General features: G+C 44.1%; 21 protein-coding genes. 1 reads left to right on the plus strand and 20 read right to left on the minus strand.

Going from position 1 to position 23,731, the window contains the following annotated elements:
- Positions 1–153 precede the first annotated feature (153 nt).
- From OCV56_RS09545 to OCV56_RS09580, 8 genes are all read right to left on the minus strand, one after another.
- On the minus strand, positions 154–1,725 hold the full coding sequence (locus tag OCV56_RS09545) for a BCCT family transporter (RefSeq protein ID WP_086713586.1): 1,572 nt from the start codon (positions 1,723–1,725) through the stop codon (positions 154–156).
- A 271-nt stretch (positions 1,726–1,996) separates the two neighbouring features.
- Positions 1,997–3,595 carry a BCCT family transporter gene (locus tag OCV56_RS09550; RefSeq protein ID WP_086713587.1) on the minus strand — a complete coding sequence of 533 codons (1,599 nt, stop codon included), beginning with the start codon at positions 3,593–3,595 and terminating at the stop codon, positions 1,997–1,999.
- A gap of 169 nt (positions 3,596–3,764) precedes the next feature.
- The gene (locus OCV56_RS09555) at positions 3,765–4,403 is read right to left on the minus strand and encodes a response regulator transcription factor (RefSeq protein ID WP_086713588.1); all 639 of its coding nucleotides are present in this window, start codon (positions 4,401–4,403) and stop codon (positions 3,765–3,767) included.
- Positions 4,396–5,751, minus strand: coding sequence for a cache domain-containing protein (locus OCV56_RS09560; protein ID WP_086713589.1), 1,356 nt, complete (start codon positions 5,749–5,751; stop codon positions 4,396–4,398). Before OCV56_RS09560 ends, OCV56_RS09555 begins: the two co-directional genes overlap by 8 nt.
- A gap of 104 nt (positions 5,752–5,855) precedes the next feature.
- Positions 5,856–7,139 (minus strand): TRAP transporter large permease, encoded by a 1,284-nt coding sequence (locus OCV56_RS09565; RefSeq protein ID WP_048669258.1) that lies wholly within the window; start codon positions 7,137–7,139, stop codon positions 5,856–5,858.
- A 9-nt stretch (positions 7,140–7,148) separates the two neighbouring features.
- On the minus strand, positions 7,149–7,679 hold the full coding sequence (locus OCV56_RS09570; protein ID WP_228761198.1) for a TRAP transporter small permease subunit: 531 nt from the start codon (positions 7,677–7,679) through the stop codon (positions 7,149–7,151).
- Positions 7,680–7,865: 186 nt separating this feature from the next.
- Positions 7,866–8,960: a TRAP transporter substrate-binding protein gene (locus tag OCV56_RS09575; protein WP_004733389.1), complete on the minus strand. Its 1,095-nt coding sequence runs from the start codon at positions 8,958–8,960 to the stop codon at positions 7,866–7,868.
- A 570-nt stretch (positions 8,961–9,530) separates the two neighbouring features.
- Positions 9,531–9,923, minus strand: coding sequence for a MarR family transcriptional regulator (locus tag OCV56_RS09580; protein ID WP_086713591.1), 393 nt, complete (start codon positions 9,921–9,923; stop codon positions 9,531–9,533).
- A 220-nt stretch (positions 9,924–10,143) separates the two neighbouring features.
- Between OCV56_RS09580 and OCV56_RS09585 the strand changes: the two genes are divergently transcribed.
- The gene (locus tag OCV56_RS09585; protein ID WP_086713592.1) at positions 10,144–10,944 is read left to right on the plus strand and encodes a DUF2982 domain-containing protein; all 801 of its coding nucleotides are present in this window, start codon (positions 10,144–10,146) and stop codon (positions 10,942–10,944) included.
- 117 nt (positions 10,945–11,061) lie between these two features.
- Here OCV56_RS09585 and OCV56_RS09590 read toward each other — a convergent pair whose 3' ends face one another.
- From OCV56_RS09590 to OCV56_RS09645, 12 genes are all read right to left on the minus strand, one after another.
- Positions 11,062–11,715 carry an MBL fold metallo-hydrolase gene (locus OCV56_RS09590; protein WP_086713593.1) on the minus strand — a complete coding sequence of 218 codons (654 nt, stop codon included), beginning with the start codon at positions 11,713–11,715 and terminating at the stop codon, positions 11,062–11,064.
- Between the two features lie 180 nt (positions 11,716–11,895).
- A complete protein-coding gene (locus OCV56_RS09595) occupies positions 11,896–12,444 on the minus strand; it encodes a YcbK family protein (RefSeq protein ID WP_086713594.1) in 549 nt (182 codons plus the stop codon).
- A gap of 199 nt (positions 12,445–12,643) precedes the next feature.
- Entirely contained in the window at positions 12,644–14,182 is a 1,539-nt protein-coding gene (locus OCV56_RS09600) for a L,D-transpeptidase family protein (protein WP_086713595.1), read from the minus strand.
- A gap of 81 nt (positions 14,183–14,263) precedes the next feature.
- A complete protein-coding gene (locus tag OCV56_RS09605; protein WP_086713596.1) occupies positions 14,264–15,352 on the minus strand; it encodes a DUF1513 domain-containing protein in 1,089 nt (362 codons plus the stop codon).
- On the minus strand, positions 15,342–16,403 hold the full coding sequence (locus OCV56_RS09610) for an imelysin family protein (RefSeq protein ID WP_086713597.1): 1,062 nt from the start codon (positions 16,401–16,403) through the stop codon (positions 15,342–15,344). Before OCV56_RS09610 ends, OCV56_RS09605 begins: the two co-directional genes overlap by 11 nt.
- 321 nt (positions 16,404–16,724) lie before the next feature.
- On the minus strand, positions 16,725–18,113 hold the full coding sequence (locus tag OCV56_RS09615) for a di-heme oxidoreductase family protein (RefSeq protein ID WP_086713598.1): 1,389 nt from the start codon (positions 18,111–18,113) through the stop codon (positions 16,725–16,727).
- A 112-nt stretch (positions 18,114–18,225) separates the two neighbouring features.
- Positions 18,226–19,485, minus strand: coding sequence for an imelysin family protein (locus OCV56_RS09620; protein WP_086713599.1), 1,260 nt, complete (start codon positions 19,483–19,485; stop codon positions 18,226–18,228).
- A gap of 177 nt (positions 19,486–19,662) precedes the next feature.
- The gene (locus OCV56_RS09625; RefSeq protein ID WP_009848836.1) at positions 19,663–20,259 is read right to left on the minus strand and encodes a GTP cyclohydrolase II; all 597 of its coding nucleotides are present in this window, start codon (positions 20,257–20,259) and stop codon (positions 19,663–19,665) included.
- A 247-nt stretch (positions 20,260–20,506) separates the two neighbouring features.
- The gene (locus OCV56_RS09630) at positions 20,507–20,683 is read right to left on the minus strand and encodes a hypothetical protein (RefSeq protein WP_017060980.1); all 177 of its coding nucleotides are present in this window, start codon (positions 20,681–20,683) and stop codon (positions 20,507–20,509) included.
- Positions 20,684–20,772: 89 nt separating this feature from the next.
- The gene (gene nrfF, locus OCV56_RS09635; RefSeq protein ID WP_086713600.1) at positions 20,773–21,213 is read right to left on the minus strand and encodes a heme lyase NrfEFG subunit NrfF; all 441 of its coding nucleotides are present in this window, start codon (positions 21,211–21,213) and stop codon (positions 20,773–20,775) included.
- A complete protein-coding gene (locus OCV56_RS09640) occupies positions 21,210–21,764 on the minus strand; it encodes a DsbE family thiol:disulfide interchange protein (RefSeq protein WP_086713601.1) in 555 nt (184 codons plus the stop codon). The genes nrfF and OCV56_RS09640 overlap by 4 nt, the downstream gene beginning before the upstream one ends.
- Positions 21,745–23,661 (minus strand): heme lyase CcmF/NrfE family subunit, encoded by a 1,917-nt coding sequence (locus tag OCV56_RS09645; protein ID WP_086713602.1) that lies wholly within the window; start codon positions 23,659–23,661, stop codon positions 21,745–21,747. The genes OCV56_RS09640 and OCV56_RS09645 overlap by 20 nt, the downstream gene beginning before the upstream one ends.
- Positions 23,662–23,731: the final 70 nt, after the last annotated feature.

Here is a 23,731-nt window from a genome sequence, read left to right on the forward strand (position 1 = left end):
TTAAGGCGGAGTTAACTATGCGGTTATTAGTATTTTTATCGCACTTTACACGTTAAAGAAGAGACAAAAAAGGCAGAAGAGTTTCCTCTTCTGCCTTCATATTATTTACCGTTCTACTGCGTGTAAATTGCAGCAGGTTTCAGTTTAAATAACCTAGCGTTTTTCTGTACGCATACCCATTAGCAAGCTAACACACATCAATAATAGAATGATGGTGAATGGCAATGCCGTCGAGATTGCACCCGCTTGTAGAGCTTGTACCGCTTCAGTACCACCAACCCACAATAGCGCTACAGCGATCGCACCTTCTAGGAACGCCCAGAACACACGTTGAGGAACCGGCGTATCAACTTTACCACCCGCGGTAATGCTGTCGATAACTAGAGAGCCTGAGTCCGACGATGTAATGAAGAATACTAGAACCAATACAACCGCAATGATTGAAAGCAGAGTACCAAACGGCAGTGCATCGAACATTTGGAACATTGCGAGTGATACATCCGTTAGGCCCTCTTGACCAAGAATACCAACGTTATTCACAATTTGGTCAATCGCCATGCCGCCGAATACTGACATCCAAATGATAGTCACTGTAGTCGGTACAATCAGAACTGCGGTGATGAACTCACGAACCGTACGACCTTTAGAAACACGCGCGATAAACATACCTACGAATGGTGACCATGAAATCCACCAAGCCCAGTAGAATACAGTCCAACCGTGCAACCAAGCTTCATCTTCACGACCGTGAGGGTTGCTCAACGGAATGATATTTTCGATGTATGCCATCAATGTTGTTGGGATTGAACCCAGTGTCACTGCATAGCCAATCATTGCCACTAAGATAAGCAGTAAGAAAGCAACCAACATGTTGATATTACTGATAACTTTAACGCCACCATCAATACCACGAAGTACTGATACTACCGCCAATAAAGTCACCACTGTAATCACAATAACTTGCAGCCCTAAGCCCGCTTCAATGCCAAACACATGTTGAATACCACTTGCCGCTTGTTGCGCACCTAGACCTAGCGATGTCGCCAAACCAAACAGAGTTGCAAGCACAGCTAGAATATCAACAATGTGACCTGCCCAACCCCATGCTCTATCACCTAAAATCGGGTAAAAGATAGAACGGATAGAAAGAGGCAATCCCTTATTGTAAGAGAAGAAAGCAAGTGACAATGCTACTACGCCATAAATCGCCCAAGGGTGTAGACCCCAGTGATACATAGTTGCACCTAGCGCCAATTTAGCCGCTTCTGGTGTATTCGCTTCAACATTTAGCGGAGTCTCAAACCAACCTGTGTAGTAGGCAGCAGGCTCAGCCACACTCCAGAACATCAAACCGATACCCATACCAGCGGCAAATAGCATCGATAGCCAAGACATGAATGAGTAGTCTGCCGTCGCATCAACACCACCAAGGCGGATTTTACCATATGGGGAAACAATCAAGCCCAAGCAGAAAATTACGAAAATATTGCCCGACCAGATGAAAAGCCAATCAAACGAATTGATAATCTGACCTTTAACGCCATCTAGTGCAGCCTTTGCTGAAGCGGTATCTGTAATCAGAACACCGATCAGGAACAGAGCGATAAGTCCCGCACTGATACCAAATACTGGGTTATGAACATCAAAACCCCACTTTTGGACGTTGTCTTGACCGACAGTGTAATCCGTACTGTCGATACTGTATTTATCTATACCTTTAGTCATTATCCCTCTCTACGGAATACTAATAGGGTCTATTGACCTCGTATCCCTTGCTTACCTGTGACTTAATTACAAACTCGAACATACAATCCAAGTAGTACAAGCTGTTGTCACCATAATTCAAATACTTGGATGTCTGAAGTTTAGCAGGTTAACTTGTTGTTTTCAGTAAACCAGAATCGGTTCGATGGAATTTCAAACAAAATTCACGTAATTACTCAAGCTTATGACGAAAAAAAGGCCGACCCTGTCGACCTTTTTATGAAAAACACTTTTAACTCAAAGCATTTTGATGCTTAACCAATTGATTCTCAGTTCGTAAACCTAGCAATAAGCTTAGGCACATAAGCAATAATATGAAGGCAAATGGCAGCGCCATAGATACCGTTCCAGCTTGTAATGCTTGAATAGATTCCGTACCGCCAACCCACAATAGAACCGCTGCAATCGCGCCGCCCATCAATGCCCAAAAAACGCGCTGTGGAACAGGTGCATCCACTTTACCGCCAGAGGTAATGCTATCGATCACCAATGAACCTGAGTCTGAAGAGGTGATAAAGAACACCATAATCAAACCAATCGATACTACTGAAAGCACAGAGCTCATTGGCAGTGCATCGTAAGTATGGAAAAGAGAAAGTGTAATATCTTGCAGGCCATTTATACCGATCTCACCGACTTTATTCGCCACTTGGTCAATCGCGATACCACCAAAAATAGCCATCCAGATGATGATTACTGTCGTTGGGATGAACAATACAGCCACGATAAATTCGCGAATCGTACGACCTTTAGAGATACGAGCGATGAACATGCCTACGAACGGTGACCAAGACATCCACCATGCCCAGTAGAACACTGTCCAACCTTGCATCCAAGTTTCATCATCACGACCGTGGGGATTACTTAGAGGAATAAAGTTTTCAATGTAGCCCATCAGAGCCGTTGGGATTGCTTTAATGCCAGCCATGCCACCAGCGATCGTGACGAAGATAAGTAAGCCCAAAGCAACCAACATATTGACGTTACTCAGAACCTTTACGCCACCATTGATGCCACGAACCACTGACATTGTTGCTAAGAAAGTGACCACTGCAATAACAACCAACTGCATGCCAATACCACCATCGGTACCGAACACATGGTTAATACCACTTGTTGCTTGCTGTGCGCCCAAACCTAACGAGGTTGCAAGGCCGAACAGAGTTGCCAGTACCGCCACGATATCAACGATATGGCCAAACCAACCCCAAGTTCTGTCACCCAAGATAGGATAGAAAATCGAGCGAATTGAAAGAGGTAGACCTTTATTGAAAGTGAAGAAGGCAAGTGCTAGAGCAACAACAGCGTAAATAGCCCAACCGTGAAGACCCCAGTTGTAGATGGTTGCACCAAGTGCCAACTTAGCGGCTTCAGGAGAGTAAGCTTCTACACCTAATGGCGTTTCATACCAACCTGTAAAGTAAGCTACTGGTTCAGCCACCCCCCAGAACATCAGGCCAATACCCATTCCTGCGGCGAATAACATCGACATCCAAGATAGGTTGGAGTGCTCTGCTTTGGCATCATTGCCACCAATACGTATCTTGCCATACGGGGAGACAATGAGGGCAAAACAGAAAATAACGAAAAGGTTTGCTGCCCACATGAAGAAACCATCGAAGTTACCGATGACTTTCCATTTAATTCCATCAAGAGCCGCTTTAGCGGTTTCAGGGTCTGCGACTAGAAGTGCAATCAGGAAAATAATTATCGCCCCGGCACTGATTCCAAATACTGGGTTATGAACATCAAAACCCCATTTCTGAACGTTATCTTGTCCTACTGTATAATCGGTATTTTCAATACTATACCTATCTTTTACAGGCTCCATGCTTCCTCTCTAATTTGCAGCGCACAGTTTGCAACATTGCATTCGGCGCTTAAATTTCGAAATGAAGAATATCAACCTGTCGCAAAAATACTAAAAAAACCTCTATAAAGGAGGCCTAAATTACACATTTAGTAATTAAATTACACATTTGGCGTAATTTAGCGTAAGATCAGTCCACAAGCCCGGAGCTGACCGCGTATTTAGCAAGCTCTGCCGTAGAGTGAATATCGAGCTTATGCTTAATATTTTGTCTATGTGTTTCTACCGTTCGATAGCTGATATTCAGCGCCTTCGCTACCTCTTTGCTACTCTCCCCTTTTGCGACTAATTTCAGTACTGCTTCTTCACGTCTGCTTAATGGATTCTTGACGGATGGCGTAGGAGTAATTGGCTGAGTAAACAAATTCTGCGTTACTTTTTCACAGAAATAGGTCGAGCCTTGATTAACTGTTTTGATTGCCTGCACCATTTTTTCGGCCGAAATCTCTTTCAACATGTAGCCAACAGCCCCCGATTGCATCACCTTCATGATGTATTCACGGTTGTTATGCATGGTCAGCATCAGCACCTTGGCTTCAGGGTCTTCTTCTTTAATCAAGTGGGTAGCATCAATACCATTCATGATAGGCATACTGATATCCATCAACACCACATCAGGGCGCAGAGCCTTAACTATCTCAACCGCTTCTAATCCATTACTGGCTGTGCCTATCACGCTAATATCTGGCTCAAGTTCCAATCTCGCCATAAAGCCATCCATTACCACTTGGTGATCATCAGCGATCACAACTCGAATAACTTCACTCATTCACTAATCCTTCTAGTGTCAGTAACACTGTAATTTCCGTTCCGAAGCCAATTTCACTCATCAGTTCAAAGTCACCCCCGATGAACTCCACTCGCTCTCTCATGTTACGCAGACCGATCCCTCGTTTTTCCATCGCTTTATAGGTGTTGAAACCGACACCATTGTCTTGAATCAGTAGTTGTAGCACATTACCAATTTGCTGAGCGATAACCGTTACTTTGGTCGCTTGTGCGTGTTTTTCTATGTTGTTTAGTGACTCTTGCACCACTCGATATAAAGTCGTCGCCGCTTCTGATTTCAACTTTCCGGGTTGAGTGGCGAACAAAGTTTCCACCTCAATACCCGAATGCGCCTGAAAATCCAACAACAACGAAGACAACGCCGCTTCTAAGCCTATGTCATCCAATGAACTTGGACGAAGTTGATGCGAGATGTGTCTCACTTCTTCGATAGCTCGCATCAGTGAATGCTGCGACTTATTCAAATGTGCTTTGAGGTCTTCATTTTGTAGCTTATTACCGAGTAGCTCTAAGTGACAACGACTCGATACTAATAATTGGTTAATACCATCATGTAATTCTCGCGCTAGATGCTTCTTCTCGTCCTCTTGGAACATTACCGTCTTATGCGCCAGTTCCTTCAAGTTATTATCAGCAATCCGATGTTCATGCATGTTGATGGCTAAGGTAAGTACGATGATAACGGCGACCGTCACGCTCAGAATCACCACAATCGAAAAGAAAGTGGTTTCAATATTCTTGTTAATTGCGGCCTGCATCGAGGCTACTTCTTGATGCACATCTTCAATATACAAACCGGTGCCGATCATCCAGTCCCAGCGTTCCAACCAAGCGGCATAACTCAGCTTAGACACCACCTCACCTGTGGAAGGCTTTTGCCACAAATATTGGTGGAACCCTCCTCCGGTTTGCGCTTCGCGTAGTAGAGCTTCTATCAGAAAGTCGCCATCTTCATCTTGTAGTTGGAGTAGGTTTTGGCCAATCAATTCTGGCTGTATTGGATGAACCAAGTTTGTTCCGTGGCGATCGTAGGCGAAGAAATACCCATCAGAGCCATACCTAAGTTTAGACAATATGGTTCGAACTTCTTTTTTGGCTTGAACTTCTTGGATATTTGGATCGTTATAGATGTGTTCTATGGCATCGAACGCGAGATCAACCGTGTCTTTAAGGGCGTTTTCACGTGACTTGATCAAGCTGTCTCTAAAGATCTCAACTTCTTTAGCGCCTAACGTCTTAGTCTGGTGCAGCGAGATCCAGCTAATACTCGCCGTTACCAGCAGCAACGGAAGCAGGGTCAGTAAAATCAGCTTGGCTTTTAGAGGCATTCCTTTCCCTCACAAAAAACGGCTTACTGAACATCAATAAGCCGTTTTACTTTATCAATTTATAGATAGCCGTTGAAACATATCATTCACATTCTTGGTGTCACTCACATTCCATAGAATGCAGGAAATGCGAGAAGTGATCCAAGTACGAGGATTTGAATCAGAATGAACGGCATCACGCCTCGGTAGATGTCCTTAGTTGTCACGCCTTTAGGTGCAACCCCTTTCAAATAGAACAGACTAAAACCAAAAGGCGGCGTCAGGAATGAGGTTTGCAGGTTCATCGCGATAAGGATAGCGAACCATGTCATGTTGATACCCATCAGTTCAGCAACAGGCGCAATGATCGGCACGATGATGAAACAGATCTCTACGAAGTCGATAAAGAAACCCAGAATCAAAATCACCAACATAGTAATGATCAAGAAGCCCCACTTCTCACCCGGTAACTGCAGCATCCATTCTTCAACCAGATAGTCACCACCCGTGTAGGTAAACGCCATTGAGAATGCAGTTGCACCCAACAAGATAGCAAATACCATTGCCGTTACTTTCACTGTCTCTTTAGACGCTTCATACACCATCGACCAACTAAATTGGCCGTATAGTAAAGCAAGTACCATCGCACCCGCACCACCGAGAGCAGCGGACTCTGTTGGCGTCGCCACACCTGCGAATATAGAGCCGAGTACAACAATGATTAACGCTAGCGGTGGAAGAATCGCTTTAAGCGCATCCAACACTTCTTGCTTTCGGCTGATTGAATCGTCGCGCTCAATTGGCTGCGCCGCTTCAGGGTGCAGTTTTGCGTATATCAAGATATAGAGGATGTACGCGCCAACTAACATCACGCCCGGCCAAATTGCGGCTTGGAACAAGTCGCCTACTGGCACACCTAGTACATCACCTAACAAGATCAATACGATGGATGGCGGAATGATTTGCCCTAACGTACCAGATGCACAAATAGTGCCGCACGCTAGGCCTTTGTCGTAATTGTACTTAAGCATTACTGGCAACGAGATAAGTCCCATTGCAACAACAGAAGCACCAACCACACCAGTAGAAGCTGCCAGCAGTGAACCTACTAATACGGTTGAAATTGCTATACCGCCACGTACACCACCAAACAGTCGCCCCATCGACTCAAGCAACTGCTCAGCAAGCTTGGTCTTTTGCAGAACAAGCCCCATGAAAACAAATAATGGAACGGCCATCAGAACCGTGTTTTCCATAATTGATTGAATGCGATATGGCATGAAGGCAAACATTTCGATGCCCTCAGCCCAAACACCAAAGATTAACGCGATACCACCAAAAGTGAACGCTACTGGGAAGCCAAGTAAAAGCGCAAACAAGGCTACGAAAAACATTACTATTCCAATCATGTTTAGCCTCTACTTATGATTTGCATGGATAAGGTGCGGATTAAAAATCTTGTTCAGTGAGTGCAGGATCAAACCTACGCCACTGAGTGCCATCAAGAAGAATGAAAGCGGGATCATTGCTTTGATGATCCAGCGATATGGCAAGCCACCCGGATCCCCTGAGGTTTCGCCGAGGTTATAGCTCTCTTTTGCCACATCAATACCAAACCAAGCGACCAACAGACAGAAAGGCATCAGAAAAATAAGAGTGCCTAGCAGGTCAATAATGGCCTGTGCTTTAAAGCTCAGTTGCTCGTAGAACACATCCACTCTCACATGACCGCCAGCTTTGATGGCATATGGAACACCTAGTAGAAAAACAGCAGAGAACAGGTGCCATTCCATCTCTTGGAAGGCGATAGAGACATCGTTGAACGCATATCTCATGACAACGTCATACACGACGTTGGCGATAAGTAAAATAAACAACATACTGGAAAGCCATCCCAGTGCATCACCGATACGATTAAACAGGCGTTCAATATAAATTAGACTTCGCATTCCCGACTCCATGGAATTTGAAAAGACATCGTGCAGCTGAGGTAACAAGCTGTAGGACGTAGAAAAGGTTCTTAGGCGTAATACAGGTTAGTTATTATGTTTTAAATGAACCCGCCGCTTACTCACTCTTAGTTGCCTAATATGGAAAGCTTTGGGTTCATTTAGATTTAGTTCAACAACTGTCGACTATTTCGCTTGGCTGTTTAGGTAAGCTCTGTGTGAAATATCCGTCCATGAACGTACTTGCTCTAGGTAGCTTGCTTGCGAAGCTTGAATCTCTTTTGCCAACTCATCTTTCTCTGCATGTGCAGCAAGTAGGCGATCGTTCGCTTCTTTCAGTGCAGACATAACCTCTGGTGGGAAATCTTTAACTTGTACATCTGGGTATTCTGTTTTCATTGAAACCCAGTTCTTGCCACTTTCGTGCGTTGCTTGTGTGTACATGTCGTAAGCCGCGGTACGCATTGCAACACGCAAGATTTCTTGTAGGTCTTCAGGAAGCTTGTTCCAAGTGCGCTTGTTCACTAGGAATTGAAGCTCTGAACCTGGCTCATGCCAACCTGTGTAGTAGTAAGGCGCGATCTTGTGGAAGCCCATTCGCAAATCCAGTGATGGACCAACCCACTCTAGTGCATCAATCGTGCGACGCTCTAGAGACGTGTAAAGCTCACCTGGGGCAATGTTCGTCGGTTTAGCACCTAGCTCCGCAAGAATCTCACCCGCAAAGCCTGGGATTCGCATTTTCAGACCTTGTAGGTCTTCAACGCTGTTGATCTCTTTTTGAAACCAACCACCCATCTGGATATCCGTGTTACCACCAGGGAAAGACATCAAGTTATGTGGAGAGTAAACCTGATCCATCAACTCCATACCACCACCGTGATAGAACCACGCGTATTGCTCTGCTGGCGTCATACCGAAAGGCATAGAAGTGAAGTAAAGAGTGTTTGGAACTTTACCTTTCCAGTAGTAAGAGCCTGAGTGACCCATGTCGTATTGACCAGACTTAACCATGTCAAAAACGCCAAGAGGGGCTTTGTGTTTGTTTGCTGAATCGATTCTGATTTGAAGTCGACCATTCGACATCTTCTCAGCCATCGCTGCCATGTTCTTAGTTGCATCACCGAAAACTGGGAAGTTTGGTCCCCACGTTTCTGCAAGCTTTAAACGGTAAACCTTATCAGCGGCTGTAGCACCAGTAGCGACCAAAGCTAAACAAGCCGCAGCGGTTACTGCAACGTTCTTAAAAACTCGTGTGAGGGAGTTAGAAATGAGACTCATGTTCACGTCCTTTGTTGGGTTAACACTCTTTCTATGAGCATTTTTTATGATTCAACATAAGAGTGCACCGTGATAAGGCAACAAGATATCAGGGAGAGCACGCACGCATGGCGTGAGCAAAGTTACGTATTAGACCAAAGGATTAAGTAGAACTACGTAGGAGATCATTGAGTAGTGTCGATTTTAAAGGACTTACCTCATTCACAACATAAATACCTATTGATAAATACCTAAGTATTAATAATTAAACATCGTTAACAATTGATTGCCATTTCGTGATGAAGCTCTAAGCGCACCACATATCAAATATGCACCCAAACACATAAAATCCGAGAAGATATCGTTTCAGATAATTAGGTGCCTACTTTGATGCTTACTGGTCGAAACATGGGACACTCGAAAGGCTAGCTAATAGCGTAAGGGAGCAGCCAATTGGGAGTAAGGCTTCTGAGCTAGGTTTAAATGTGAGTATGGGGTTGTGAATGTAGGAGTGGCATGATCTGACAGATACAAAAAAGCCTCGATAATCGAGGCTTAAAAACTTAACGAAGCGAATGTAATCCCACAGGATTAGATAGCTTTGTAGATAACCTTGTTACCTGCTAGCTGCTCTTTCGCTACTAGGTTTTCTTCAAGAAGTTTTTTCAATGCGCCTGTTGCCCATGAAGCTGCTTTCGCGTCTTCTTGACCAGCTGCTAGGCCGATACCTTTAGGGTTAATGCCTTCAGCATTGCTAACAACGATGTCTAGAACTTGTTGTTGCTTAGGAGTCAGTGCTACTGCAACTTCTTTCGCTGCTGCTACTGTTTTCTCTACCGCTGGTTTTGCTGCTACAGTTTTTTCTGCTACAACTTTCTCTGCGACAGGCTTCGCTTTTTTCGGCGTTGCCACTGCTTTAACTACAGCCGCTTTAGTGCGTTTCTGCAGTTTAGCCTGCACCTTACGCTTATGAGCAAGTCTCATTGAATATTTCTCCAGTTCACTGCTCTTTTCGCAGTGGTGAAAATTTGAAGCGCGATTTATACCAAAAAACAGGAGCTATTTGTAGAGTGAAGCGCCGAAAGTCGACGAAAAATACCGATATTGTCTACTAGCGTCTATTATTTAAACATCGACTTATCAATTCAGGGTCATATACACTGGTTATCCATCCAGACAAAAATATGAAAACTTGGTGTTGCCTATGGACACTCGTCATCTCACTAATTTCTCTTTGCCTTCGTTCACTCGAGCATACCGTATTTTAGCTGTTATTTTAGGCTTTATTTGCTTCATCATTGCACTCTATAGCGATAATCCAAAGTTACTGATCGTAGGCGCATTTTGCATTATTACACTGCTTGGAACGGGCTATTATTTAATGCTACGCAGTAGAGTGATGTTCACCCTAACACCGACACATTTTCAGCAGCATTTCTATAAAGGAGGCTGGGTTTTAAAGTGGAGCAATATTGAGAAGATTGGCATGTGTACTTATGAACAAGATGGTTGGCATCAGCCCCTACCTTGGGTCGGAATTAAGGTCAGAGACTACTCACCCTACCTCGACTCGATTTGCCCTAAGATCACTTGTGAATTATTGCTAAGCCAACGAGCACTTTTGTACTTAGGAGCCAAACAAGCGGGCAAAGAATCAAACTTTGAAGACATGGTTTTAGACTCATCGCACTACCATGCGCGTTGCACTGAGAGCGGCTCTGTGGATCTGAGCCAATACAAAGAGTCGCAGAATATAGAAGACGCTAATTTCAACGATAACCAACCACAGTGCGACCTTGACTCATCTGATGAAACGAATAGGCAAAACACGATAATTAAAGATTATTCAGGATTACAGGCGATGCTTGCGAACAGGATGAGATATCAAAGAGGATTTCACGGCTACGATATTTTCATATCAACCCATGATTTGAATATTAGTGGAGAAGAGTTTGTAGGCCTTGCTAGGCGCTATTTAGCCGCTGCCGAGCGTGTTTCTGACTAACACTCAACAGGCTTAAAAGTGAATTGGCACGCTAATCCGCGATGAACCATAAAAAAGCTTAGCTTTCAGAAGAAAAGCTAAGCTTCATTTTCAATTGTTCTTTATTAAATCAGAGACTTAGTAAAGCGGCATTTCATCAGCTACGAATGGGTTTGATGCGCGCTCACGGCCGAATGTCGACTCAGGGCCATGACCTGGAACGAAGGTTACATCGCTGCCTAGTGGCCAAAGCTTGGTCTTGATTGATGTGATTAACGTGTTGAAATCGCCTTGTGGGAAGTCAGTACGACCAATTGCACCGTTAAACAGCACATCACCAACAAACGCTAAACGAGCTTGCTCACTGAATAACACAACGTGACCAGGAGTGTGGCCCGGAGTGTGAATCACATCAATCACTTGGTTACCAAAAGTCACTTTGTCACCCTCTTCTAACCAAGTATTTGGTTCAAACGCTTTACACAGTGGGAAACCGAACATTTGGCTTTGATTCTCTAGGCCTTGTAGCCAAAAGTTATCAGCCTTATGTGGGCCAACAATGTTCACGTTCAAGATTTCGGACAGTGGTACAGTTCCACCCACATGATCTAAGTGACCGTGAGTCAATACCAAGTTAACGACCTTAACACCTAGCTCTTCGATGATGGCGGCTAGTTGTTGAATGTCACCACCTGGATCAACAACGATGCCTTCCATGGTCTCATCACACCACACAATTGAGCAGTTTTGCGAGAAAGAGGTAACAGGGACAACTTGATACTTAAGAGACATATACAAACCTTAGAGAGTGAATCCGGTTAACAACATAGAATATCACTAGGCTATTAGTGGTAAGCCAAATTATTAGTGATCCACCGGATTATTAGGGCAAACTGAAATTTGAGCAAACTATGACATTGGATGTCTATTTTGACAAGTGCCTACCGCTTTGCTCGGCCACTAAGCCCTGCTCTACCAGGTTCGCACAGGACCAGTATCAATATGAATGAAGTTACTACGAGCATAATAGCCAACACCACCCGCTTGTAGGCTTCGCGCTACGTCTCTCAATTCTTTCAAATCAACACCGTCGATACGAAAATCAATCGCTTTACCTTGCATATGGTAGCTCTTTTTCGCTACACCACTTGATTTAGAGCGCAGTGCTGCATTCGTCGCCGGAGAACGATAGCCAGATATGATTTGAACTTCTTTTTGAATACCCAGTACATTTTGAATCTGAGTGATCTGGTCAAACAGGTTCTTATCCATTGGGTGGATTTCATTGCGGCGGAAATCACGGCATAGTTTGCTCAGGCGTGCCATCTCGTCACCAACATAGTTAGTGCCATCGAAATAACAAGTCTTTAATCGTTCACCAGTGTGAAGATTATTCATGCTAATCGTTCTTGGTTGATCAGGGTATGAAGCAAAAGCGATAGAAGGAGTAAGAGAGGCGACAACAGCAGTACCACCAGCGTAAGTCAGAAACTGACGGCGTGAAAATAAACTTTGAGACATACAGCAAAAAAACCAATTAGATCGAACGAAAAATGCACGATACATAATGGAATTTGCTGCGTCAACGTACAAAAACCGCGCAAAACGTTAGTATTTGTAACCTTTGCACGGTTAGTTATTGATAGTCATTATAATTTTATCAATAGAAGCTTGGTTGTCATTTTTTGGTCAAGATCACCTTATGAATTAATTAGGTCAATCAGCCCCCTTCTTTGTCGTACTGGTAAACATCGCCACGATACTGGATGCCTTCTTCTTCAAACAACACTGTCTGATAGATGATATGCACGGGGATTCGCTTCTTGAGTCGCACCTTAGTATTAGGAGCAAGGTCATCACTCTGGTTCGGTACTTTCCTTACCTTGGTAGCAAACAACAACTCAGCCAACTCCTCTGCATGTTCAACACGTATGCAACCGGAGCTATAAGCACGGAAGTCGTCATTAAACAAACCTTTACTTGGTGTATCGTGCAGATAGATCGCTCGCTTATTAGGAGTATTAAACTTATACAAACCGAGGGCGTTACGAGATCCTGCCTGCTGACGCATGCGATATGGGAACGAGTTAAAGTTGATGGTTTGCCAATCAATTTCTGTGGTATCAACCGTTTCCATTGTGCGCCAACCGTCGATCACTTGAAAGTCATGCGTCTCTAGATAGCTTTCGTCAGCCTTTACTTTCGGTAAAATGTCTTTCACCATGATCTTCCACGGCACATTCCAAGTCGGATTTAAGATCACTGAATCAAGGTTTATCTCTAAGAGAGGTGTTTTTCTTGATTTCCTACCGACAACCACCTTAGATTCGAAGACTGCCTCCCCATCCTCCCAATACTTCATGTCAAAACTCGGTACGTTGACGACAATAAGTGAATCCCTGTCTCTTGGCCACAAACGAACACGCTCAGCATTCAGAGCCAATGACGTTAATCGATCATCAAAGCCCATGTTGATCCACTTCATCGTATCCGGCCCGACGATCCCATCATCTGTAAGACCGTGCATACGTTGAAAGGACTTAATCGCCGTTTGCAGATCTCGATCAAACTCAGGGAAATCGACCGCGATCATCGAGGTATCAACACCAACCAAGGCAATACGCTCAACAAGAATGGCTTTGTCTGAGAGTGAGTCCCCCAAGCGTTTCAAGCCTTTCTGTCTGTATCGCTTAATATTGAGCTCAGACGCCGTTTCTAACACTGAATAAGTCGCTTTGAATTGGTCGAAGTCCCCTACAGGTGGCGCGTAAGACAACACCATCTCTAACAAGTAGTCATTAGCGACACTGCTTTTCAGTCTCATCAGAATATGGGGAGAAGGCGCTGGCAACTTGGAATGCAACTTACCTGAGAAATACCACTCCTTACCGGCAAGTGGCGCATTTTCAACGTAGCTTAAGTAATAGATAAAGGTATCGGTGAGTAAGATGTCTAACTCTTGCCATTGACCACGAGATTGGTACTGGCGAATTTGTTTCACTTGTCGATCAAAAAGCGGTGCCATTTGCGCTTGTTCTAACAGTGACAGTTGGAACTCAAACGCTTTAACAAGTTCAGGCGAATCCCAAAGGATAGGAAGAGAGGAGTCTTGATAGATACTCTGGGTGAGCTCTGGATAAATCAGCATAAAAGAGAGTTCTGAGTCAGCCGGAATGAATCGGCTCTCGTCAGAACTCGTATAGCTCCATGCATGCACAGAAACTAACACCAATAATCCACAGAAGTATTTCGCTAACATGCTTAACTCCGTCACCAGTAATCCCATAAGTATGGCAAAGAAATGGGAGTAAGCATGTTATTTTTTAAGGGATTTTATGAATCAGATTGCACTCCAGTGATTATCCCACTGGACGGATGATTGCTGGCTTGATTTCTCATAAGGTTTGCGTTGGCTAACCACACTGCCCGCTCCAGAACTGAGTCTAAACTCGCCATCAAGAAGCACAGCACCAGAAGCATCGGATAGCGCAGACAGTTCCACTAACTCTTTCGTCTCTTTAGACCAGATACCGTAGCAATTACCTCGCGGTGAGGTAGCAATAATCCAATCATCTGACGCCGCAATACTTGCGATATAGTGATTAAACCTTGCCCACTGCTCAGGCTCTGCGTTCAATGATTCAAACTGCCCACCTTTAGTATGCATCGCCAACAGCGAAGGATACTCGTCAGGCTCGCCACGATATTGCTGACCACAAAGCACAGTTTCAGCGCCATCATGTGCTAAGTGTCGGATACTCAGTTTCTTGTCCAGCAATTCAACCTGATCAAGTAACACACCCTCAGGAGAAACGTAACTCAAGCTCGGTTGCATTGAATCCAAGTTTTTCGGTGTTCTGCCATCCGTATGAACGCCACCAACACCAATCGCGAGGTTACCATCGGGCATGATGATTACTTCATGAGGACCAATACCAAAACCTGTGAATTCTTCGACCTTACGGTAACCTTGTGCGACATCGTAAACGCCGACCACACCTTGGCTACTGTCCATTTTACCTTCAGTGGCATACAGTAACTTGCCATCTAATGAGTAAACGCCATGACCATAGAAGTGACGGTTGTTCCCTTTCACCACCATTTTAATCTGCTCGCCCTTTTTATAGTCAAACACCATAAAATAGTCACCAGGGCGACGAGCAAAAACCACAGCATGCGATGAGGTTGGGCAAATAGCGACGCCATGACCACGATCGGGAATCGGCAATTGACTCAATGGCATGCCATATTCATCAGCCACAACCGCGGAATACTGGCCTCGACCATTAAGCGCACAACCAATCAACTGGGGATCGTTCGACGCACTCGCCTCACCCTTTCGAGTCGCACAGCCAAATGGAAGTACTGGAACAGCTGCACAACCCAGTGCAGCCTTGAGTAGCGTTCTTCGCGTAGTATCAGTCACCATCGGTAGCATTAAATCCTATTACAACACCAAGCTCTATCGCCACTTCTTCATGAATCAGGTACTTCAAACGTTCTAGTTTGTTGTATTGAGTCAGCACTTCTCGGTAACCTTCTTTGCTCTGCAGTAAACTGAACAAGCTTGAATCCGTTGGCCAAGTCTCTAATGTCAATGTGAACTGGTCAGCAACACGATCAGCAAGGTCGTTTAAGCCTTTCTCTCTCAATAATCCGTCTAGGCCATTGCCATCAGCAAGGTACAAATTCTCTAGAGCAGCAACGTTCGCTTTTAGTTGAGTCATCGAGGTTTGTGCACGCCATGATTCTGAGAAGTAAGGACGCGGATGACCGATTTTCGCCATCGGACGACTCAGCTTTTTCATGCTGTAATCAAGTTGGTTAGTCAATAAAGCAATGTATTCAGACTCCCAACGCATCTCGTCCAGTGCTAACCATGGGTTAACCTGCCAAGCTTCAGCAATAGAGGCTGATTTCATTGCCAAGTTTTGTGCAATCGCTTGTGAAGATAGACAGCCTAATGCTTTATCTTGAAGCAATGGAGATTGCTCGTCGTAAAGGGACCACTCCAAAGCACCAAGCCCTTGAACAGTCACACTCTGCTGTGCGATTTCGTCTTGTGACCAAGCTTTATCTTGCTGAGTCAACTGACGCATTTTTAGGCCTGTAGTGTTCTTTTTGTCTGGCCAGAATTGAACATTCCAGCTCTCTTCAAGTGCCGCTGTTGGGCCTCTTTCTTGGCCTTGCAGTGCCATCCAACTGTTCATGGTTAGCTGCCACTGATTTTTCAAAGTATCTAACTCAACATCATTAGTTTGGCAGTAACCCTGCATCAAGACTTCCAGCTCACTGGTTTGCTTAGCGAATAGGACTGCTGAATCAAACTCTTGCTGGTACACACTACGACTGATGTGATCCGTCGTGTCTGCTTGATAAGACACGCCATTAACCTCAGATGAAGCGGCTTGCTCACCCGATGACTGGCAGCCTGCCATGATTAATACCGATAAAGGCATTAACAAAAATTTATGTGCCATGCTGTTACCTTACTTCCTAGTTTTTCTTTTAATTATATGAGTTAAATACATATGAAACGACCGCTGAGCTCGTATTCCTACAAGTTCAGCGGCTGTGTGTTTTAATACCAATCGTAGTAAATAACTGGTCATCCTAGCTGGTTAAAACTCTCAATAACTGCGTTAGAAATTTTAATTGTAGAATAACTACTTATCGAAAATTTCTGCCTTGTTCTTAAGCCTTTTTCCTGCGCTATTTATGATCACTTACTTACTGTGATTGGTATAAGTTACTTATTATTCGTGCTAACTCAGTCGTTGAGACGCTTAGCTTCCGACTGCCTATAGCGAGTTCAAAAATGCCAGCAATGCTTCGCGCTCATTCGCATTCAAAGACAGAACCTTCTGTTTCGCCATTTCAGCTTCACCACCGTGCCAAAGCACCGCTTCCATAACGTTTCTTGCTCGTCCATCGTGCAGCAAGAAGGTGTGACCATTCACTTCTTTGGTATAACCTAACCCCCACAATGGTGTGGTTCGCCACTCGCGTCCATTCGCTAGATACTCTGGACGATTATCCGCTAGTCCTTCGCCCATATCATGCAACAACATATCGGTATAAGGGCTGATTAACTGCTTAGATAGCGCAGGCAAACCTTCGCGCTTAGCTGTACGAATTTCAGCTTGGTGACAGCTTTGGCAACCAATATCTTTGAACAATTGTTTGCCTTGAACAACTTCAGAGTCATCAACATTACGACGAATTGGAACCGCTAAATGCTGAGAATAGAACTCAACGAAATCGAGGATATTATCGCTAACTTCTGGTTCACCGCCATTGGGGAAATCGTCACAGGTTGATTGGGCTGAGGTGCAGTTTTCGTTCGGGAATAAGCTGCTTGTTAAGCCCAAATCACCGTTAAACGCTGCCGCATTTTGCTGCATTAGGTTTGGCTGCCCGGCCTTCCAACCGAAACGACCCAGTGCCATTTCGTTTGTTTGAACATCAAGAACGTAATTGGCTTTGCCTGATACGCCTTGATTGTCCGCGACTTGTTGCTTCGCGAAGCCAAGAATCGTTTCTTGTGGAATGCTCTCAAGCAAACCGAGGCCAATCATTGGCGGCGCAACACGAGCTGAAAATTCTGTTTTAGGGTGCATCTCACCGAACGCGAGTTCAGTGATTTTTAAAGTTGGTTTACGCAGAGTAACGACCGTGCCATCTTTGAAGGTAACAGGCACATCAGTGTAGCTGATGTTCACTTTACCTTCTGGTTTTACCCCTTGAAGTGCAAAGTCTTGTAGCTGACCGCCGTAAGTTGGCTCAGGAATACCGCCATCTCGAATAAAGGCTTGTCTCTGCTCCGGTGTTTCTGCCGGAATGCTTAGACGAACCAACATGGATACGGCGTTCTCATCACCTTTTTCTGGTGCGTGACCACGACCATCTTTAATGTGACAGTTTTGACAACCGTTGGTGTTGAACAGTGGGCCAAGTCCATCACGAGCATCGGTTGATGACGGTGCAGGCACCCAAGGGTTTCTAAAAAAACTGTTACCTACGCTGAAATCTAAGCGTTTACTCATTGGTAGGTTGGCTGCAGGAAGGGAAAAAGCATTCGCTCCCTCTTTCTTCACGGTTGTTTTGCCACCCGAGTAGGTTTCATGGGCGTGTAACGGAGATAAGAAAAACAGTGCGGTTAATAGTGAGGCTGAAAGATACGACTTCATACATTGCCTTGCTGTGTTTTTGATTTTAGTTTTTATGAGGGAATGACTTTCTTATATAGCAAACAATTAAGGGCTCAATGAGAGCCCTTACATTCGTTTTAGCTTCGGGTTCTTAGAACTCGTGATCAGCCGTGTCTGGGTTTAGGCTATCAATGCCAATCACACCAGCAGCGCGCTCAATTGCAGCAGTTTGAGACACTAGCGCAACAATTGTTTTGTTTACTAGCGCGTTACCTGCGGCGTTGTCAGCAGCGATTAGCTGATCGAAGTGCTGGTTGTTTTTTTCAGCAGATGTTACTAGTTGGCCTACTTGTGCACGTGCTAGGTCAAACTGCTTTTGAATCTCTTTCGCCGCTTGCTCGTCTTTTTGCTCAACTAGATCAAACAGGCTTGGGCCTGAAAGTAGAGTACCGTCTTCACGTTTGTATAAACCCGTGTAAACGTTGTAGATGCCTTGCTCGTTGTAGTAGTGAGAGTTGTGCGTGTTATCAGAGAAACAATCGTGCTCATCTTCTGTAGAGTTTGCTTCTAATGCCACCTTCATACGCTCGCCCGCTAGCTCACCTAGAGAAAGTGAACCCATGCCGAAGAGCATTTTACGTAGACCGTTTTCGCTAGATTCAGAAAGAAGCTCTTGACGGTAGTTACCTTTCTCGCCTTCAGCCCATTGCTTTTCCATCCACTCCAGGTCTTGGATAAGTAGCTCAGCAGATGCTTTTAGGTATGCGCCACGGCGGTCACAGTTGCCGTTAGTACACTCAGCGCCAACAACGAAATCAGTGTAAGCACGCTCACCTGCACCGCTGTTTGTGCCGTTTAAATCTTGACCCCAAAGTAGGAATTCAATTGCGTGGTAGCCCGACGCTACGTTCGCTTCAGAACCGCCAATCTCGTTCAAATCTGCAATTAGCTCTGGAGTAATGTTGGTTGCATCAACGGTAGTCTGACCAATTTGAAAAGTCTTGTTAGCAACGATGTTTGCGCTAGCGCCTTCATTACCAAGCTCATATTGGTAATCAGAAGATACGTAATCAATCAAACCTTCATCTAGCGGCCATGCGTTTAGTTGACCTTCCCAATCATCAACAACAGCGTTACCAAAGCGGAATACTTCTGACTGTTGGTATGGTACGCGAGACTCAAGCCAAGCTTGTTTTACTTGTTCGAAGTTGCCAGCAGAAGGAGAAGCTAAGAAGGTATCAATAGAAGAGTTCAACGCTTTTGCTGTGATTACTGAATCTGCAAATACCGCATGTGCAATATCTGCGTAATGTTCTACAACTTGATCTTGAGTTACTGCAGCGAAAGAAGAAGCAGAGGCAAAAATGAGTGACGAAGTTACGGCTTTTGTCACTAAAGATTTGATAGTCATGAAGCATCCTTGTTGAGCTTTAAATTATTATTCGTAGTAATAGTGCAAACCATTATCATTTGCACTATGGATTCGAATAATACAAACTTACAATTTTATTGCAAGACAAATACAAAAAAACCTCACATTTGTGAGGTCTTTGAACATTTTTGTGTTAAGCGTAACAAAGAAGGCTAATCAGATATCCAAATTATGCTTACCGTGTGAGACTTTTGCCTTCAAGTAGCTTTCATTACCCGACTTGATATGAGCAGAGGTATTCACCACTTCTTCAATCTCAATACCAAAGGACTTCAGCTCGTTGATCTTCTTAGGGTTGTTAGTTACTAAACGGATTTTTGTCGTACCTAAAGCACGTAGCATTTCAGCAGCTTCGGTAAAATCACGTAAGTCATCGCCAAAACCTAGATGGTTATTGGCTTCGTAGGTATTCATACCTTCACTTTGCAGTCGGTACGCATCGATTTTGTTGTATAAACCAATACCACGACCTTCTTGGCGTAAGTAAAGAATCACGCCGCCAGTCTCGCCCATAATTCTAATGGTTTCGTCGAGCTGCTCGCCACAGTCACAGCGAGAAGAATGGAAAACATCACCAGTCAGGCACTCAGAGTGCATACGAACAAGAGGTATGTCTTGTGTCTTGTCTGCTGATTTAAATATCACAGCAACATGCTCTTTATCTGTTTTCAACCCATGGAAAGACAGAAGTTCAGCATCAATACTGCTTGTAACCCCTACTTTGAAATCTATTCTGGCACGCACTTCCGCCATATCTATACTCACTTGAATTAGGTGTGTTTAACATCACTACACTATATGTCTAGGCAATATTTTGTAGCTAACTATCTAATAATAGACACTATGGGGCTGTTAACAATTTTTTTCAAGGTCGACCACGCACAAATTGTTATAATATAACAATAATTTTTCAAGCAAGAAAAAACCCCACATTGGGATGACCAACATGGGGTTATAAATTAAACAGTTTCGGCTAAAACTACACTTTTTTACAGAACGCTTAACTTACTTGAGTTTGCTTCCAGATGACAAGTTGCACCCAAGCATTCTCTAATTCGGTTAACTCTTCTTGCGTTAGCGTAGAAATGCTCGACTTAGCACTGTATCTCTCTGCCCATTTGTCTGACTGGACATGAGTATGGAACTCTTTCTTTAAATTTGAGATTACATTATCCACAGATACATCCTTATATAGCAGTGCTTAGCCTTTATAATTCTTTAATGTTACAAAATACAGATCAATTGGTAAACACCAATGCACAATTTTTATGAGCGCTTTCTAACACTTTTTACTGATAAATATATAAATAAGAGAAATAATACGCTCGGTAGCAACCAAAGTAATAGATTTGAAACCTTCATCGGCGGTTTATAAAGTACAAACTCACCAAACCTTTCTGTCATATATTGAGTAATTTCACTATTACTCTTCCCTGTTTTCACCATATTAAACACAACAAGGCGTAAGTCCTTTGCAATCGGAGAGTTTGATTCAATCAGGTTCTGGTTTTGGCATTGAGGACAGCGCAACGTTTTCGCTAAGCTAATAGCACGTTGTTGTTGTTCTGGGCTTTCAAATTCAAACAACTCAACTTGAATACTGGTGCTCTTATCACTGGGAGTAAACAAATCTTCTGCGACTGCGGGCAAGCTCATCGTAATAATCATAGAGATTAATAATGTTATTTGGGCTAAAGATCGCATCATCCATCCACACCATCAAAATATATGGCGAGTTCATCTTGCCATACAGATTCGTTAATAACGCCCATTAACTTCTTCACAATATTTCCTTTGGCATCAACTAAATATGTCTCTGGGGTCCCTATTACACCGAGTTCTAGCGCCAGCTTACCTTGAGGATCGCTAATTACTTTTGAATAAGGGTTTCCATCATTCGATAGCACGTTAATAGCGGCGGCTGGGTTATCTCTGTAGTTAAGTCCAATAATTGGAATGCCTTGGTCTTGAAGCTCCAATAAATACGCATGCTCCGTTTTACAGATCCCGCACCATGAAGCCCACACATTCACTAACTGGTAAGGGTGCTGAGTTACGTCCTTTAGCGTCAGTTCCTGTTTACTTCTGATGCCTTCGCTATCCACTAACGCTGTAGAGGTGAATACAGGAAAAACTCTTTGTTGTGTCGATACTGTGGTGATTTGCTGTTTGTTATCAAGCGCAAAGACAAACCCCAGCACCACAATTAATGCTAGGACAATTAGACCAATTAACTTGTTACGAACGCTGGTATGCATACTGAGACGCCTTAACTGTTTTCTTTTTACGATGAGCTAATGAGAGTAAAGCGCCGATGATGGAGAACAACCCACCAAACCAGATCCAGCGCGCATACGCCTTGTACTGAACACGAAACGCGTAAGCGGTGGAATCTACTTTCTCGCCCATAGTTATATAAACATCGCCATGCCAGAACCATTTCATTGCAGGTTCACTCATGTTCATGACACGAACTTGGTAGTGTCTTCTTTCTGGCTCGATGAAAAAGCTTTTCTCATCAGCTTCTAAGCCTAGTATCGCCCTCTCTGCGGTAAAATTTGAGGCGACATATAGCTCAGTATTGCGGTGAGAAAGGGTCCAATCCATGAACTCTACTTGTGTACCTGGGCTTAGTTTATAGCTGCGCTCAAACGAGTGGTAGCTATTCATTGCAGCACCTACCGCTAATACCGAAACCCCGACATGAGCAAAGGTCATCACCCAGACTTTACGTTGGAACTTGGTTTGGCGCGTCACCATCAAGCCATAAACATGAGTGAGTAAAACCCAAAATGCCAGTGACCATGTTATCAGAGCCATCACTTGGATCTTCTCTACTTGCAAACCGTAACAGGCGAACCCGAGACAAATAGATACTAGAGCTATTAACGTAATAGCGCCTTTCGATGCTTGAGGCTTGATACTCAACAAAGGCGCTAAGCCCACAACGGCTAACGCAAGCAAAGCCAAAGGTGCAATTAATAGATTAAAGTAAGGAGCACCGACCGAGATATTACCCAGCCCAAGCAGCTCGAATACCATTGGATAAAACGTGCCAAACACCACGATAGCAGTCGCCAGTACAAAAATAAGCACCGCGACTAAACTCAAAAAGCTCTTACTGGCGAAACTGGTAATCGGGCTTGATTCAAAAGACTCTCCTCTGACGATAAGCAGAGAAAATGAGCTCACGAGCACCAAAACCAATATAAGCAGCAGTGCGATACCTTTGGTTGGGTCGACAGCAAAAGCATGTACCGATGTTAGTACGCCAGAACGAACAATAAAGGTACCCAAGATACTCAAGCAAAACGTAATAAAAGCAAGGCTTAGAGACCATTTCAGGAGCTGTTGTTTGCCCTTAGCTACGCCTAGGCTATGGAGTAAAGCTGTTGAAGTCAGCCACGGCAACAAGCTGGCATTTTCAACAGGATCCCAGAACCACCAACCGCCCCAACCTAATTCGTAATACGCCCACCAAGAGCCAAGAATGATCCCTGCGGTTAAAAAGATCCAAGCGACTAAACACCAACTGCGACAATGAGTAACCCAATCAAACTCAATAGGATCAACTAGCAAAGCAGCAACAGCAAATGCCAATACAACAGAAAAACCAACATAACCCAAATACAAGAGAGGCGGATGGAATATCAAACCGACGTCTTGCAGCATTGGGGTTAGGTCACGCCCTTCTAGCGGCAAAATCGAATTCATTTCAAATGGGTTTGATGCGAATAAGGTGAACCAAGCAAATATCGCGAGTAACATATTCATTACCCATAACACACGGCTCTGATACTCCGTAGAATATTGCTTTTGTAAGGCAATCACACCCGACCAACAACTAATGGTTAACACCCAAAATAGCAATGAACCTTCATGGCCTGCCCATACGGCTGCGAGCTTAAAAAATGAGGGCAGTTGAGTATTCGAATGTTCAGCAACATAGAGGATAGAGAAGTCATCAGTGACGAAGGCATAGCCAAGCAGTGCGACAGAAGTGAGAGAGAACAGTGCACTTGAAAGAGAGAAACTGCGGATTAAACCTATATTTTGCGTCCGTTTGCTTAGCATTTGATAAAACGAATGCACACCAATAATGCTACTGAGTACAGCAACCAACACTAAACTAAACAGCCCCAAAGAACCGACCATATCACCTCAATAAGGCTCTACCTAAGCAGAGCCAAGTTAAACCATTATTAGCATTTATTGCTCAACTAGC

The organism is Vibrio gigantis (assembly GCF_024347515.1).
In the GTDB taxonomy this organism is placed as follows: Bacteria; Pseudomonadota; Gammaproteobacteria; order Enterobacterales; family Vibrionaceae; genus Vibrio; species Vibrio gigantis.